The 14,123-nt window shown below is 70.6% G+C and carries 14 protein-coding genes; 1 reads left to right on the top strand and 13 read right to left on the bottom strand.

Going from position 1 to position 14,123, the window contains the following annotated elements; genetic code table 11:
* Nucleotides 1–262: 262 nt before the first annotated feature.
* Nucleotides 263–1,204, bottom strand: coding sequence for an AraC family transcriptional regulator (locus tag ABH928_RS05670; protein WP_370062662.1), 942 nt, complete (start codon nt 1,202–1,204; stop codon nt 263–265).
* Between the two features lie 105 nt (nt 1,205–1,309).
* Here ABH928_RS05670 and ABH928_RS05665 point away from each other — a divergent pair, with 105 nt between their 5' ends.
* On the top strand, nt 1,310–2,239 hold the full coding sequence (locus ABH928_RS05665) for an MBL fold metallo-hydrolase (protein WP_370062660.1): 930 nt from the start codon (nt 1,310–1,312) through the stop codon (nt 2,237–2,239).
* Nucleotides 2,240–2,276: 37 nt separating this feature from the next.
* Here the strand turns inward: ABH928_RS05665 and ABH928_RS05660 are convergent, their stop codons facing one another.
* From ABH928_RS05660 to ABH928_RS05605, 12 genes are all read right to left on the bottom strand, one after another.
* Complete coding sequence (locus ABH928_RS05660; protein WP_370062658.1) at nt 2,277–3,539, bottom strand: MFS transporter; 1,263 nt, start codon at nt 3,537–3,539, stop codon at nt 2,277–2,279.
* Nucleotides 3,540–3,592: 53 nt separating this feature from the next.
* On the bottom strand, nt 3,593–4,219 hold the full coding sequence (locus tag ABH928_RS05655) for an ArsR/SmtB family transcription factor (protein ID WP_370062656.1): 627 nt from the start codon (nt 4,217–4,219) through the stop codon (nt 3,593–3,595).
* Nucleotides 4,220–4,304: 85 nt separating this feature from the next.
* A complete protein-coding gene (locus ABH928_RS05650) occupies nt 4,305–5,138 on the bottom strand; it encodes an oxidoreductase (protein ID WP_370062654.1) in 834 nt (277 codons plus the stop codon).
* Between the two features lie 76 nt (nt 5,139–5,214).
* Entirely contained in the window at nt 5,215–5,619 is a 405-nt protein-coding gene (locus ABH928_RS05645) for a hypothetical protein (protein WP_370062652.1), read from the bottom strand.
* 85 nt (nt 5,620–5,704) lie between these two features.
* Nucleotides 5,705–6,427 (bottom strand): peptidylprolyl isomerase, encoded by a 723-nt coding sequence (locus ABH928_RS05640; protein ID WP_370062650.1) that lies wholly within the window; start codon nt 6,425–6,427, stop codon nt 5,705–5,707.
* Nucleotides 6,428–6,633: 206 nt separating this feature from the next.
* The gene (locus tag ABH928_RS05635) at nt 6,634–7,344 is read right to left on the bottom strand and encodes a hypothetical protein (protein WP_370062648.1); all 711 of its coding nucleotides are present in this window, start codon (nt 7,342–7,344) and stop codon (nt 6,634–6,636) included.
* Between the two features lie 278 nt (nt 7,345–7,622).
* The gene (locus tag ABH928_RS05630) at nt 7,623–8,099 is read right to left on the bottom strand and encodes an N-acetyltransferase family protein (protein ID WP_370062646.1); all 477 of its coding nucleotides are present in this window, start codon (nt 8,097–8,099) and stop codon (nt 7,623–7,625) included.
* Nucleotides 8,100–8,143: 44 nt separating this feature from the next.
* Nucleotides 8,144–8,836, bottom strand: coding sequence for an alpha/beta fold hydrolase (locus ABH928_RS05625; RefSeq protein ID WP_370062644.1), 693 nt, complete (start codon nt 8,834–8,836; stop codon nt 8,144–8,146).
* Between the two features lie 126 nt (nt 8,837–8,962).
* Nucleotides 8,963–9,922 carry an ABC transporter permease gene (locus tag ABH928_RS05620; protein WP_370062642.1) on the bottom strand — a complete coding sequence of 320 codons (960 nt, stop codon included), beginning with the start codon at nt 9,920–9,922 and terminating at the stop codon, nt 8,963–8,965.
* 4 nt (nt 9,923–9,926) lie between these two features.
* Entirely contained in the window at nt 9,927–10,880 is a 954-nt protein-coding gene (locus ABH928_RS05615; protein ID WP_370062640.1) for an ABC transporter permease, read from the bottom strand.
* Between the two features lie 7 nt (nt 10,881–10,887).
* Nucleotides 10,888–12,729 carry an ABC transporter substrate-binding protein gene (locus tag ABH928_RS05610; protein WP_370062638.1) on the bottom strand — a complete coding sequence of 614 codons (1,842 nt, stop codon included), beginning with the start codon at nt 12,727–12,729 and terminating at the stop codon, nt 10,888–10,890.
* Nucleotides 12,730–13,131: 402 nt separating this feature from the next.
* Nucleotides 13,132–14,103: an alpha/beta fold hydrolase gene (locus ABH928_RS05605; protein ID WP_370062636.1), complete on the bottom strand. Its 972-nt coding sequence runs from the start codon at nt 14,101–14,103 to the stop codon at nt 13,132–13,134.
* Nucleotides 14,104–14,123: the final 20 nt, after the last annotated feature.

The raw sequence follows: 14,123 nt of genomic DNA, 5'->3' as shown, positions 1-14,123 counted from the left end.
CCGCGGTCACGGTGCGTGGAAGGCGCGCGGCGGCGTAGCACACACCATGCTTAACCTGCACAACTGTGACCGCGCAAGCAGCATTCCGTAGTCATCCGACTACGGTTGTCAACGCCACGCCTCCCACGGGCGGACCTCAGCCGCCGTCGGGGTAGCCGCCCCGGAGGGCGATCACCGGGTCGTACGGCAGCGTCTCCGGCTGACGCCGGGCGGCGCACCAGGCGTCCGGATGCGGCTCCCGACCGGCCGTCAGACGCGACGGCTACACCGCCGGATCACCGACGCCGTCTGCCGTCTCACGGTGGCGGCCCGGCGTGGTGCCGAACTCGCGTCTGAAAGCGTGGGAGAAGGCGTAGGGACTGCCGTAGCCGACCCGGCGGGCGATGGTGGCGAGGGGGTCCTGCGTGTCGCGCAGCATGCGGGCAGCGAGGGTCAGTCGCCACCAGCCGAGGTAGGCCATGGGCGGTCGGCCGACCAGGGTGGTGAAGCGGCGGGCCAGGGTCGCGCGGGAGACGCCCGACGCCACGGCCAGCGAGTCGTTGGTCCAGGTCGCCGCCGGATCCGTGTGCAGGGCGCGCAACGCGGCGGCGGCCACCGGGTCGCTCAGGACGCCCGGCCACGCGCCGACCGCGCCGTCGCTCATCCAGGAGCGGATCATGTAGACGAGCAGCAGGTCGAGCAGGCTCTGCACGGCGATGCAGGACCCGGGCCCGCGCAGCTCCAGCTCCCGGCCCAGCAGGTCGATGGCGGCGCGAAGTTCCTGGTTTCCGCCGACCCGGCTGGGCAGATGGACGACTGCGGGCAGTTCGGCCAGCAGCGGATGCTTGCGACTGCGGTCCAGCCGGTACTTGCCGCACAGCAACTGCACCGTGTCCCCGGGGTCTGGGACGGTCCCAGGGAAGGGCTCGCCCGAGGCGAACCAACGTTCCAGCGGCACAGCTTGACGCACCGTCCGCTCGTCGGTGGGAGAGTCGGCGAGGATGTGCCCGGTGCCGTGCGGGAGCAGTACCGCGTCGCCCGGCCCGAGGGACACCGGGGCGTCCCCACTGTCGGGGAGCAGCCAGCAGCTGCCCCTGAGGACGACATGGAAGCCCGCGCCCTGGTACCCCTCGATCCTGGTGCACCAGGTGCCGGTGACGCTGACCCTGGTCGTCTCCGGATTCCCGACACGTACCGCCGCGATGGCGTCGCTCACCACGTCCATGATGACCAGGGTAGCCTCAGAAGACCTCAGTGGTGAGACGCATGCGTATGCGAAGGAGCAGCTGACGTATCGAGAAGCTCGTGTGGTCTCCCTAGGGTTGACGGCATGACAGCGGACAATGTGCAGGTCTTCCAGGTCGGAGACGTCGAAGTGCTGCGGCTCGTCGAGTGGACGGGCGCCTTCGTTCCCACCGCCGATCTGGTGCCGGGGGCGACACAGGAGTTGTGGGCGGCTCAGGCGCACTGGCTGGCGCCCGAGCACGTCGAGCCGGAGACAGGGCGGGCGATGGTCGCGATTCAGACCTGGGTGCTGCGCAGCGAAGGGATGACCGTGGTCGTGGACACCGGGATCGGCAACGGCAGGGAGCGGCCCGGTTCCCCGATGTTCGACAACTGGCAGGGCGACTTCCCAGGGCTGCTGGCCCAGGCCGGCATCCGCCCGGAGGAGGTGGACGTGGTGGTCAACACCCACGTCCACGGTGACCACGTCGGGTGGAACACCACGGCGACGGAGCACGGCTGGGTGCCCACGTTCCCCAACGCCCGCTATCTCGTACCGGCCGCAGACGACGCCTACTTCGGGCCGGCGAACGGATACGCGGGCGGTCGCCGCCCGGACGACCGGCTCATGTACGAGGACAGCCTCGCGCCGGTGCACCGGGCTGGGCAGGTCGACCTGTGGGAGGGCAGCCACCGGATCGACGGGCGACTCACCCTGGAGGCCGCTCCCGGCCACACGCCCGGCTCCGCCGTGCTGCGGCTGGCCTCCGCCGGGGAGCGGGCGGTCTTCGTCGGCGACCTCGTGCACAATCCGGTGCAGATCGTCGCACCCGGGTGCAGCAGCTGCCTCTGCCTGGATCCGGTGCAGTCGGCGGCGAGCCGCCGCCGCGTCCTGGCACGGGCCGCCGACGAACGGGAGTTGCTCGTCCCCGCCCACTTCGCCGGCCCCGGCGCGGTCGAGGTGCGCCGCGCGGGCGAAGGCGACGGCTTCGCGCCGGGAGCCTGGGCCGCCTTGGCGGGGACGCGCTCGTCGTAGCCGATGTCGGGACGAACAGGCCGCGCGACGCGAGCGGTCAGGAAGGCCGAGAAGGACGAAGTGAGCCGGCGCGGGGACGAGGCCTCGCGTCCGGTCGCTTCATCTCGCGCCACTCCGGGCGTAGCCCGGCGAGGTTGGTGGTGAGGAAGTAGGCACTGCCGCCGACGAGCAGCACCGGGACGAGGCCGGCGGCTACCACGGCGGCTCCGGCGAGGAGGCCGCCGAGCGGGATCCCGGCCCAGGCCAGGGAATCGCCGAGGGCGCTGACGCGGCCCAGCATCCGGCGCGGGACGCGTTCGAGGAGGACGGCTCCGATGACCGGGTTGATGAAGCCCGCGCCGAGCCCCGCGACCGCGAAGACCGCCAGCACCGCGCCCAACGGCGCGCCGGAGGCCAGGATCAGGAAGCGTGGGGCCCCGGCCACCAGGAATCCGGCGAAGAAGACCAGCCGTCGCGGCAGCCGGTGCGCCAGCGCCGCGGCGACCAGGCTGCCCGCGACGGCCGCCGCGCCGCCCGCGCTGCTCATCAGGCCGATCGCGGTCGGCCCGCCGCCGGACTGCCGGGCCCAGAAGGGGATCAGGACGGACGAGAGCCCCTGGTCCAGCAGGTTGGTGCACGCCACCATCACGATGACGGAGAGCAGCAGCGGCTGGCCACGCAGGAAGGTGAAGCCCTCGGCGAAGCGCTGCCAGTAGCCGGACTCCACTTCTCCGGCCTCCCCGGCGTCATCTGACCTGGCATCAACTGACTGTCCGACGCCGCGCGGCAGTGCCAGGCCGATGATGACCGAGCCGAGGGCGAAGGAGCACGCGTTGACGACGATGCCCGTCAGCGGCCCGAGCAGCGCCACCAGCGCGCCGCCCGCCGCCGGGCCGATGGTGGAGGCGAGCCGTTCGGTCGTCCCGGTCAGCCCGGTGGCCCGCTCCAGCGGGATCTCGGCGAGGTCGGCCGCCTCCGGGACCATGACCTCCTTGGCCAGGTCTCCCGGCCCACGCGCGGCGCCGACCACTGCGACCAGCGCCAGCAGCAGCGCGAAGGAGAGCAGGTGCAGGCTGTGCAGCAGGGGGATCGCACCGGCGGCGATCGCGCTGACGAGGTCCGTGGTCCACGAGACGGCGCGCGGGCCGGTGCGGTCCACCAGCGGCCCGGTGAGCGCCTTGACCACCACATAGGGCGTCAGCTCGCAGAAGGCCACCAGCCCCGTCTGTGTCGCGCTGCCGGTCGTGACCAGGACGAACCAGGGCAGCGCCACGGCCGAGACGCGGGTGCCGGTCTGCGAGACGGCGATGGCCGTCAGCACGCCGACGAGTGGTCGTAACGACCGTCTGCGGGAACGGCCGGATATCTCGGTGTTCACTCCGCACCTCCGTCGGCGTCCAGTTCGGGCAGAACGTGGAAGATCGCGGTGACCCGCCTGGCGCCCTCGGGGGCGTCCGCCGCCGCCTCCGGCGCGTCCTTTCGGTAGCGACCGAGGACCGCCTCCAACTCCCGGCCCAGAGCGGCGGCTTCGTCCGGCGTCAGGCGCAGGGGCCAACTGCTCAGATCGATGGTGTTGCGCCACTCGCGGGGCATGGTCGGCACGTCGTTCAGCGTCTGCTGGGTGCGGAGAGTGTGTGCCGCGGCGACGGACTGGAGGTACGCCTGCGTCGCCTCGGGCTCGCGGTCGGCGAGGGCCGGGTCGTTGAACTCCGTGGACTGGTGGACCGCGCGCCACCAGCGCTCGCGCGCGTTGCCGAGCTCCGGGACCTCCTCGACGAACCCCGCCGCGCCGAGTTGGCGCAGGTGGTAGCTGGCTGTCCCGGAGTTGACGCCCAGCCGCTCCGCGAGGCGGGTGGGCGTGGACGGGCCGTGCTTGCGCAGCAGCCCGACCACCTGCACCCGCACCGGATGCGCCAGTGCCCGAAGTCCCTTGGCATCAAGGACAACTGACGTCAGTTCACCTTTCGGGGGCTTGGAGCCGCCCGCTGCTGTCTCAGCCATACCGCATACGGTAGACCGCGAAGACTTCTTTGCAAACAGTTCTTTGCAAAGAAGTCTTCGCGGTTCCTGTGGGACGGCGGTCGGCTCAGCTGTCGAAGTCCGTGGAGCGGGTCAGCTTCTCCCAGGCGCGGAACTCGGCGCGGTCACGGTCCAGACTGCCGCTGATCGCGTCGGCCGCGTCGTTGCCGAGCAGCAGGCGCAGCGGCGGCTCGGGGGCGCCCAGGGCGGTCAGGATCGCCGCCGCGGCCTTGGCCGGGTCGCCCGCCTCCTGGCCCGCGCCGCCCGGCAGCCCGGCGCGGACCGGGCCGACGGTGTCCTGGTACGCGTCCATGGCCTCGGACTGGTAGAGCGCGCCGGACCCGGCGAAGCCGGTGCGGAACGCTCCCGGCTCGACGATCAGCACCCGGATCCCGTGCGGCGCGACCTCTGCGGCCAGCGACTCGGACAACCCCTCCAGGGCGAACTTGGTGCCGCAGTACGCGCCCACCCCGGCGAAGGCGAAGCGTCCGCCCATGCTGGTCATCTGCACGATCGCGCCCGAGCCCTGGCGGCGCATGTGCGGCAGCGCGGCGCGGGTGAGCGCGACCGGGCCGAAGAAGTGCAGGTCCATCAGCTCGCGCAGTTCGGCGTCCGTGGTCTCCTCGACCGCGCCCACGAGACCGCGTCCGGCGTTGTTGACCAGGACGTCGATCCGCCCGTGCTTCGCGACCAGGCTGTCGACGGCGGCCTGGGCACCCGCCGTGTCGGTGACGTCGAGTCGAAGCGCCTCGACCTGGCCCGGATGCGCGGCGACCAGGTCGTCGAGCAGTTCGGTGCGACGCGCGGCGGCGACCACGAGGTCACCGCCCGCCACGACCGCCTCGGTGATCGCCCGGCCGAACCCGCTGCTCGCCCCGGTGACCAGCCAAACCTTCGTCATCTTCCGCTCCCGCATGCCGGCTTCATGATCAGTACGGGAACCACCGTGCCACGGCGGGCGGTTGTGCGTCCGCGTTTTACCGTCGCGCGGAACCCTCCGGCCAGACGCGGTGGACGTAGAGGCCGAGGCGCTCCGCCTCCGCGACCGCGTCGGCGACCTCCGTGCCGGGTCGGCCGTCCCAGACGGCGACCAGTTCCTCCACCATGCCGAGCAGCGTCGGCACCAGCGCCATCCCGGAGCCGAGATGGTGCACGGCACGGGCCTCCTCGCGCAGCGCGTGCGCGGTCGTGCCGAGGATCTCCAGCCCGCCGCCGTGGTCCACCACGGACTGGGCGAACCAGGTCTCCGGGCCCGGGCGCAGCGGCGTCACGCCGACGAGGTCGTGGCTCGGGCAACCCGTGACGATGCGCCACAGCTCGCCGCGGACCAGCATCTCCGTGACGTCGGACAGGTCTTCGTGGCCGATCACTCCCATGTGCATGAGGCCCGATGCTACGGCCTGATCCCCGCCCTTTCGGTGCGGAGACCAGGCCGTCTCAGTGCTCGGACCGAACGCCGGGCAGCGCTCAGCCGTGCAGGATCCGGACGCCGTGGATGTCGACCGGGAGGGTCGGGAAGCCGTCGCCCGGACCGTTCTGGTCGTCCTCTCCCGCGGCGGCGATCTTGAGCAGCACGTCCATGCCGCCGGTGACCTTGCCGAACGGGGTGTAGGCGGGCGAGAGCTTGGTGTCCTTCCAGACGAAGAAGAACTGGCTGCCGTTGGTGTTCGGCCCAGCGTTGGCCATCGCCACCGTGCCGGCCGGGTAGGTCGCGCCGGTCAGGTTCTCGTCGTTGAAGGAGTAGCCCGGCCCGCCCGAGCCGGTCCCGGTCGGGTCGCCGCACTGGAGCACGTAGATGCCCTTGGTGGTGAGCCGATGGCAGTGGGTGCGGTCGTAGTAGTCTCGCTCGGCCAGGAAGCGGAACGAGTAGGTGGTGCAGGGGGCCTGACTGGTCAGTGCCTGAAAGGTGATCACGCCCTGGCTGGTGCGCAGCTGCGCCGAGTACGGCTGGGCGGCCTTTGTCGCGTCGAAGACCGGGATGCCCTTGAAACGGTCCGCGGGCACCGCCGCGGTGTAGCCGCACGGGTCCGCGGCGGTGGCGGCCACGGCCGCGTGGTGGACGGCGTGGTGTGCGGCCGGGGCGAGGCTCTGCGTGCCGCCGCCGGATCCGCTCGCGGCCGTGGCCGCGCCGGTCGTACCAAGAACGAGCGCCGCTGCCGCCGCGAACGAGAGCCAGTGCCTGCGGTCCATCCGACCTACCCCCAGAACGTCAGGACGCCACGCCACAGCTCGTGACCGCGCGCGGCGCCGGTTGTCATGTCCCTCCTGCCTTTCCCCGGCACACGCGTCACCACACCCACCCAGCTTGCCCCCGTTCTCCTGGCGCACACGGCACAAGGCCGAGCGGGTGGGGCAGCTCGGCCCTGTGCGTCAGCGGTGCTCGGCGATCGACCGGATCAGTGGTTGCAGGCGTCCGCGTACCAGACGGGCGCCCAGTTGTAGTCGGAGTTCCAGAACACCGGCGGCGGCGTCGTGTAGATCACGCTCTTGCTCGAATTGAGCAGGAAGGCATCGGTGCCGGCGGTCTGGTTGTTGATCCAGGAGCCGTCGGAGTTCCAGCCGGAGCCCGGCAGCTCCTGGTCCTCGTTGCAGGTGCTCACGTTGAACTGCTCGCCCGCGCCGGTCTGCCCCTGCCACATGCAGAAGTATTCGTAGCCGCAGCCGGGCCCCGGCTGCCGCACTCCGTTCAGCGTGAAGAACCAGACCCCCGTGTTGGGCGTGCCGCTCCCGGTGTTGGCGGGTCGCACGCCACTGGTGGCGCCGGTTGCGGGCGCGAAGCCGAGGTTGACCGCGCCGGGGAGCACCCGCGCGTACTTCTGGCCGGGCAGCGGGAGCAGCACGGACGCGCCGTGCGGCAGCGCCAACTCGTTCGCCGCGACCTGCTTGGCACCGCTGTACTGGTGCAGGATCTGGTCGACCTTGCTCTGCAGGGCGGCGGCCTGCGTGGTGTTCAGCCCCGCCTCGCGGACCTGCGCGGCGAACGGGGCGGCCTGCGTCACGGCGCGCGGCGCGGCCTGGGACGCGGCGTCCGCCGTGCTCACCCCTGCCGTACCGATGGCCGCGACCGCCGCCATGACGGCGAACGCCTTCAAGCTGCGTGACCTCATCGCGATCTTTCCCCTCCTGGTCGAACAACTCGGACGCAGTTCCCATGGGCCCCTGGGAACTGCTCGGGCCGAGCGTGCTCGGCCCACTTCCCGTCCCACCAGGGAGTGCGGCGGAATGACGGAATATCGGGACAGCATCAAGCCTGACCTGCTGGGACGTACACGCACCTGACGGTGGCACGGGACAGCCGGACAGGAGTCCTCGTTCGGAGCGTTACTGACGGAACGTCAAGATTCTTTTGTTGCCGCACAGTTGGGTCACAGAACCAGGCACGGGGTCAGAGGCCCTGTTCCAGCGTCCGGGTGACCGGTTTGAGTCCCGCGGCCCGGTAGAAGGCGAAGGCGCCCTCGTTGAGGTCCCAGACCTGGGTGACCAGGCGGCGGCAGCCCGCAGCGCGCCCCAGCACGCGGACGTGCTCCAGCAGCGCGGAGCCCACCCCGCTGCGTGCAGCGGCCGGATCCACCGCGATCTGCTGGAGCGAGACGACCGTCTCCCGCACGACCAAGGCGCTGGCCGGTCGCTCGACGACCCGGGCCATGGCATAGCCGACGGCGCGGCCGTCGGACGCCTCGGCGAGCAGGAAGGTCACCCCCAGCTCGGCCAACTGACCGGCCAGGAGGGCTTCGAGCTCGTCAGTGGCCGGAGCGGTGACGAAGACGTCAGGGCGCGCGCGGGCGTGCAGGTCGTGGACGATGGCGTTGAGTGCCGCAAGGGTCGTGACGTCGTCCGTGGTGGCGGTGCGGATGGTGACCATGGGACGCATCCTGGGCCGTCACCGACCGGCACCGCCACGCGTTTTCACAACCGGCGGTCCGCTGTAGCCGCCTCAAGGAGCCGGGCGAGTTCGGTCGGCTTCGTGACCATCGGCCAGTGGCCGGAGGCGATGTCGACGAACTCGACGAGTTTGGCGCGGGCGAGTTCCGGGATCTGTCCGGCGCCGATCCAGCCCTGGGCCTCCGTCGGGGAGAACTCAGGGCAGACCACCGTCACCGGGATGTCGAACCGGCGCTCGTCCGTCAGCCGGACGACGCCCCGTGCGACACCCTCGGGGACGGGTATCGCGGCGGCTTCGAGCTGACGGAGCATAGACTCGTCCAGGTCGACGCTGTCGGGGCCCGCGAAGGGCTCCCAGCCGGGGAACGGCATCGCCCCGTCCGCGATCGGGAAGAAGTCGGCGTACGCGCGGCCGTCCGCGCCCGGGAAGCCGCCGATCAGGACGGCCCTGACGACCCGTTCCGGGCGGGCGTCGGCGGCCAGCCAGGCCAGGGTGCTCGCGGCGGAGTGGCCGACCACCGTCACCGGGCCCGGTGCGGCGTCCACGGCGGCGAGGACCGCGGCGAGTTGGTCGTCCAGCGTGGCGGACGCGTTACCGTCGCCCTGTCCCGGCAGGGTCAGCGGGACGGGGCGGTGGCCGAGGCGTTCGAGTTCGGGCGTCACGTCCTTCCAGGCGGTTCCGTCGAGCCACAGGCCGGCGATCAGCAGGATGTCCACGGGGGGTTCCCTTCGTCTTCGGCCCAGTCAACACGGAGGGACTGACAGAACGCACGGAAGCGCCCGGAAACGCACGGGCGGGCCGAGGCGCGTACGCCTCGGCCCGCCCGTCGCTCCGTTAGACCACTACGGCCGCTGGAGTCGCGCGTCCAGTGAGTCGTGGATGGCGTCGCCGATCAGGTTGAACGCCACGACCGTGACGATCAGGATCACCGCCGGCGGGTAGACCAGCCACCAGTAGCCGTCGAAGAGGTAGTTGAGACCGTCGGAGAGCATGGTGCCCCAGTCCGCGTGGGGCGGCGGGATGCCGAGCCCGAGGAAGCTCAGTGTGGACATCGCCAGGATCGCGTCCGCGATGGTGAAGGTCCCGCTGACCAGGACCACGCCGATGGCGTTCGGCACCAGGTGGCGCAGGACGATGCGGCGTCGGCTTCCGCCCATCATCCGGGCCGCCTGGACGAACTCGCGGGTGCGCAGGCTCAGTACCTCGCCTCTGACCAACCGCGCCACGCCGAGCCAGGAGAGCAGCGACAGCAGCACGATGATCATCAGCAGGTTCGGGGTGAACATGCTGACCAGGATCAGCAGCAGCACCAGGCCGGGGATGGCCAGGAAGGTGTCGATGACGCGCATCATCAGCGCGTCGACCACCCCGCCGATGAATCCCGCGAACGCCCCGTAGAGCGTGCCGATGACGGTCGTGGCAACGGCGACGGCGAACCCCAGCTCCAGCGAGGACCGCCCGCCCTCCATCAACCGGCCCAGCACGTCGTAGCCGGAGGCGTCGGTGCCGAGCGGATGCGCCCCGCTGGGCGGCAACTCGGACAGGTCGAGACGCACGGTCACCTGATTGGTGGGGTAGAGCAGCGGGCCGACGAAGCAGAACAGGACCATCAGCGCCACCAGGCAGAGCCCGGCGATCGCCATCTTGTTGTGCGCGAGCGCCGAGACGACCAACCGCCCGGACCCGCGCCGCTCGGCGAGCTCGCCCGCCTCCGGCACGGCGCCCGGCCCGCCTGGCCCGGCGGGGCCGGGAGCAGTCGCCGCCTCGCGGTCCCGCTCCGCATCGACTGCGGGTTCATGCACCGGCTCATGTACTGACATAGCGAATCCGGGGGTCGAGGAGGCTGTAGGCGGTGTCGGCGGCCAGGTTCCCGACGACCGTGGCGATGCCGACGACCAGCGTCGAGCCCAGCAGGATCGGGTAGTCGTGGCTGGTGGCTGCCTGGAAGAAGAGCAGCCCCATGCCCGGGTAGTTGAAGACCTCCTCGGCAATCACCGCGCCCGCGACGATGCTGGGCGCGGAGAGCCCGACGATCGTGACGATCGGCAGGATCGAGTTGCGCAGCACGTGCCGCATCAGCACCAGCCGCTCCGGCAGGCCCTTGGCCCGGACCACCCGGAGGTACTCCTGGGCCAGGGCGTCGATCGCCGAGGACCGCATGTAGCGGCTGTAGCCGGAGACGCTGACCAGCGTCAGCGTCACCACGGGCAGGACCAACGCCCGTGGGTCGGCCAGGATCCCGGCCACCGTGGTGGCGCGGGGAGCCAGCGGCGGCAGCAGGTGCAACTGCACCGAGAACACCGCGATCAGCAGCAGCGCGAAGAAGAAGTCGGGCATCGAGTAGAGGACGAAGGCCGCCACGGTGGCGATGTTGTCGCCGACTCCGTTGCGCCGCACCGCCTGGTAGATCCCGAGCGGCACGGCGATGGCCAGGGCCAGCACCGTGGAGAGGCCAAGCAGTACGGCGTCCTTGGGCAGCCGCTGCGCGATCAGCGTCGACACCGGCTGCTGCAGGGAGTAGGACGTGCCGAAGTTGCCCTGGCACACCTGCTTGACGTACGTCCAGAACTGCTCGACCAACGGCTGGTTGAGGCCGTTGACGTTGTCGAAGATGGCGATCCGGCTGGCGGTGGCCCGCGTCCCGAGGGTGGCGCGGGCCGCGCTGCCGGGCTCCAGGTGGACCAGGATGAAGGTGAGCACCATCACCCCGATCACCACGGTGATCGCCTGCCCGATCCGGCGGACGAGGTAGGCGGTCATGAGGCACTCACGAGGTGAAGCCCCACATTTCCGGGTTGAGTCCGCCGGAGAACGGGTTCAGCGGCGTGACGCCCTGGAGGTTGCTCCGGTAGACCAGCAGGCCGTTCTGGTTCGGCAGCCACAGCCAGGGCAACTGCTGGGCCGCGTAGTCCTCGTAGGCGAAGAAGGCGGAGGTCCCCGAGCCGTACTCGGTCGCGTTGATCAGCTGGTCCATCTTCGGGTCGGCGTAGCCGCCCTGGTTGTTGCTGCCGGTGCTGTTGAAGAAGCCGTCGCCGGCCGGGTAGAGCGGGTACGGGTCGTAGCCGAAGTCCGCCAGCTGCCAGCCGCAGGTGGCGGCCGGGTGGGACGACGCACTGCACGCACCCACGGTGGCGATCAGCGAGTTGAAGGGCTCGGAGTGCAGGTTGATGGTGATGCCGGCCTGCGCCTCGGAGGACTTGATGGCGGCGTTCTGCTCGTCCATGGACGCCTGGCCGGAGGAGTAGGCGAGTTGGAAGGTCAGCCCCTCCCCCGCCGTGATGCCCGCGCCGCACTGGTTCGCGCCGGTGCCGGGGCTCTGGCAGGTGGTGGTGCCGTTGGGCACGACCTTCCATCCGTGCGCCTGGAGCAGGGCGGTGGCCTTGGACGGCGAGTACGGGTACGGCCCGCCGGACTTCTCCAGCGGCGAGGCCCACGGGCCGGTCGCGGTCAGCGGCACTGGGCCGTTGCCGGGGTCGGCGTACCCGGAGTAGACCTTGGAGACGATCTGCTGCCGGTTGATCAGGTACTCCAGCGCCTGCCGGACGTAGAGCTGTTGGATCTCCGGCCCCACCTGGGCGTTGTAGAAGTTCGGCTGGATCATCGCGACGCCGGGGACCGGGATGTTGGCGACCGAGTACCCGTTCTGCTCCAGCGCGGAGGCCTGCTTGACGTCGTTCAGCGGCAGCTGTCCGATGTCGAGGGTGTCACCGGCGCGCAGCGCGTTGAGCTCGGCTGTGTCGGTGGTGAACGGGGTGTCCACGACCTTGGCCAGGACGGGCTTGTCCGGCCCGGAGTACTGCTTGTTGGGGACGTAGCTGTAGTAGCCGTCCGTGCGGAACTCCGACAGCTTCCACGGCCCGTCGACCACCTGCCACAGCGGGTTGGTGGCGAAGGTGGCCATGTCGCCGCCTTCCTTCTGCAGGTACGCGTAGACGGCCTTGGCCCCGGCGCTGGTCTCGTCCAGGTTGCCGACCGGCCCCGCGTCGGAGGACTTGTCCCAGGCGTGCTGCGGCAGCAACGGGATGTTGCTGAGCACGTCGTCCTCGTAGAACGTGGGGTTGTACGACCGGGTCAGGTTGATCACGACCGTGTTGGCGTCCGGCGTCGAGACGCCGGCCACGTCGTCCGGGAAGAGGCCCTGGACGTAGTTGCTCCAGTTGGAGGCGTTCGCCTTGATCAGGTTGTAGACGAAAGTGAAGTCGCGGCTGGTGATCGGCTGCCCGTCGGACCAGTTCCAGTGCTTGAGGTCGATCGTGAGCTGCTTGTCGCCGTTGGCCCAGGTGATGTTGCTGAACAGACTCTCGTCCGGATTGACCACGGACTGGCTGCCGTCGCCGGCGTAGACGAGAGCGGGCCACAGCGGCTGGGTGAGGTTGACATTCCAGCCGTCGGTGTTGGTCACAGGCTCGAGTGGGAAGACGAAGTTCGGCGTCGCGCCGACCTCGGCGATGGTCACCGTCCCACCGGCCTTGACGGGCTTCTTGCTGCCGGCCCCACCGTTGCCGATGGCCCCGGATCCGGAGCCTCCGCCTCCCGAGCAACCCGCCGCGACAGCCATCGTCAGAGCCACCATCGCTGTGGTGAGTGTCAACTGACGTATCTTGCGCATACGCGGCCCAACCTTCCCTTTTGTGGCACCAGGGTGTGGCGGGTCTACGGTTCGACAGGCCTCACCCCTTGCCGTTCATCTTGGCAGGATCATTACACGCAGGGTGCCCGATCGGATACCCGCGTGACCGGAGTGAGTCTTCACCATTTTTGTTTCAGCCACACCAAGGAAATCTTTCAGGCGTGCGAAAGCCTCCGGCTCTGCACAAACGGGGGATCTGACTCCGCCACAGATGTGCAGGTAGGGGGATGATCGATCATGAAACGTCCGTATTGCGGCAGTTGACCGCCTGTCAGGGCACAGCAATTCCGTGCGGACATCCCGGCAATGCTTTCCGGCTGCGGGAATGCCCCTGTGGACGCGCGTCAACCCGGGGCGGGGTGGCAGCCAAGCGGCGGGTATTCAGCGCGATTTGACGGACTTCCCGAAGCGGGAGTCGAGGAACTCGGCCAGGACCTGGTTGAACTCCTCCGGGCGTTCCAGCGGCGGCACGTGGCCGGTCGCGGGCATGACGACGTGGCGCGCGCCGGGGATCCCGAGGGCGAGCTGCTCGGAGACGGCGATGATCGCCGGCACGTCCTCGGTGCCGTGGACGACGAGGGTCGGGACGGAGACCTCCGCCAGCCGTGACTCCGCGCCCGGGTCGAGATCGCGGGCCGTGCCTGCACTGCGCGGGCCGCCCTGCGCCGAGGAGGCCGGAGCTGAGGCCTGCGCCGAGGCCGGGGCTGAGGCCAAGGCCGCGGCTTGAGCCCACTCGCGCTCGATGACGCGGCGGAACATCCGGACGGCGAGCGACCACACCTCCGGGGCAAGGTCGTGCCTGGTCCGCGCCGGTCCGGCGACGAGGAGCTCGACCGTGGCCTCGACGTAGCGGGAGAGGTCGGCCGGGTCGATCACCCGCGCCGTGCCGGAGGCGTACTCCCGCAGCCGCTCGGCGCCGACGAGGTCGTGGATGCGCTCCTCGTACAGGCGCAGGAACTCCGGCGGCCACACATGGCCGGAGAGCCCCGACCCGACCAGCACCAGCCCCGCCACTCGCTCCGGCGCGCACAGTGCCGCGTCCAGCGAGAGCTTGCCGCCGTCCGAGTTGCCGACCAGCACCACCCGCCCGACGCCGAGCGCGTCCAGCAGCGCCAGCAGTTGCTCGTGCCGCGCGTGGTCGCCGGCGACGTCGCCGGACGTCCCGTAGCCGAGCCAGTCGTAGCGGACGACGCGGAACCGCGCGGCCAGAACCGGCACTTGACGGTCCCACATCCGCCGGTCCGAGGTCCCGCCGTGCGCGAGCACCACCGTCGGCGCGTCCGGGCCCGACCCCGGGGGCGCGCCCGTGTCATCGTAGGCCAGCCGAGCGCCGTCGATCTCGATCTCCGCCATGCGTGCACGCTACCGGCGGG

This window comes from Streptacidiphilus sp. MAP5-3, assembly GCF_041262505.1.
In the GTDB taxonomy this organism is placed as follows: domain Bacteria; phylum Actinomycetota; class Actinomycetes; order Streptomycetales; family Streptomycetaceae; genus Streptacidiphilus.
Note: the sequence above shows the minus strand (reverse complement) of the source record. Positions and strands in the feature narration are given on the sequence as shown.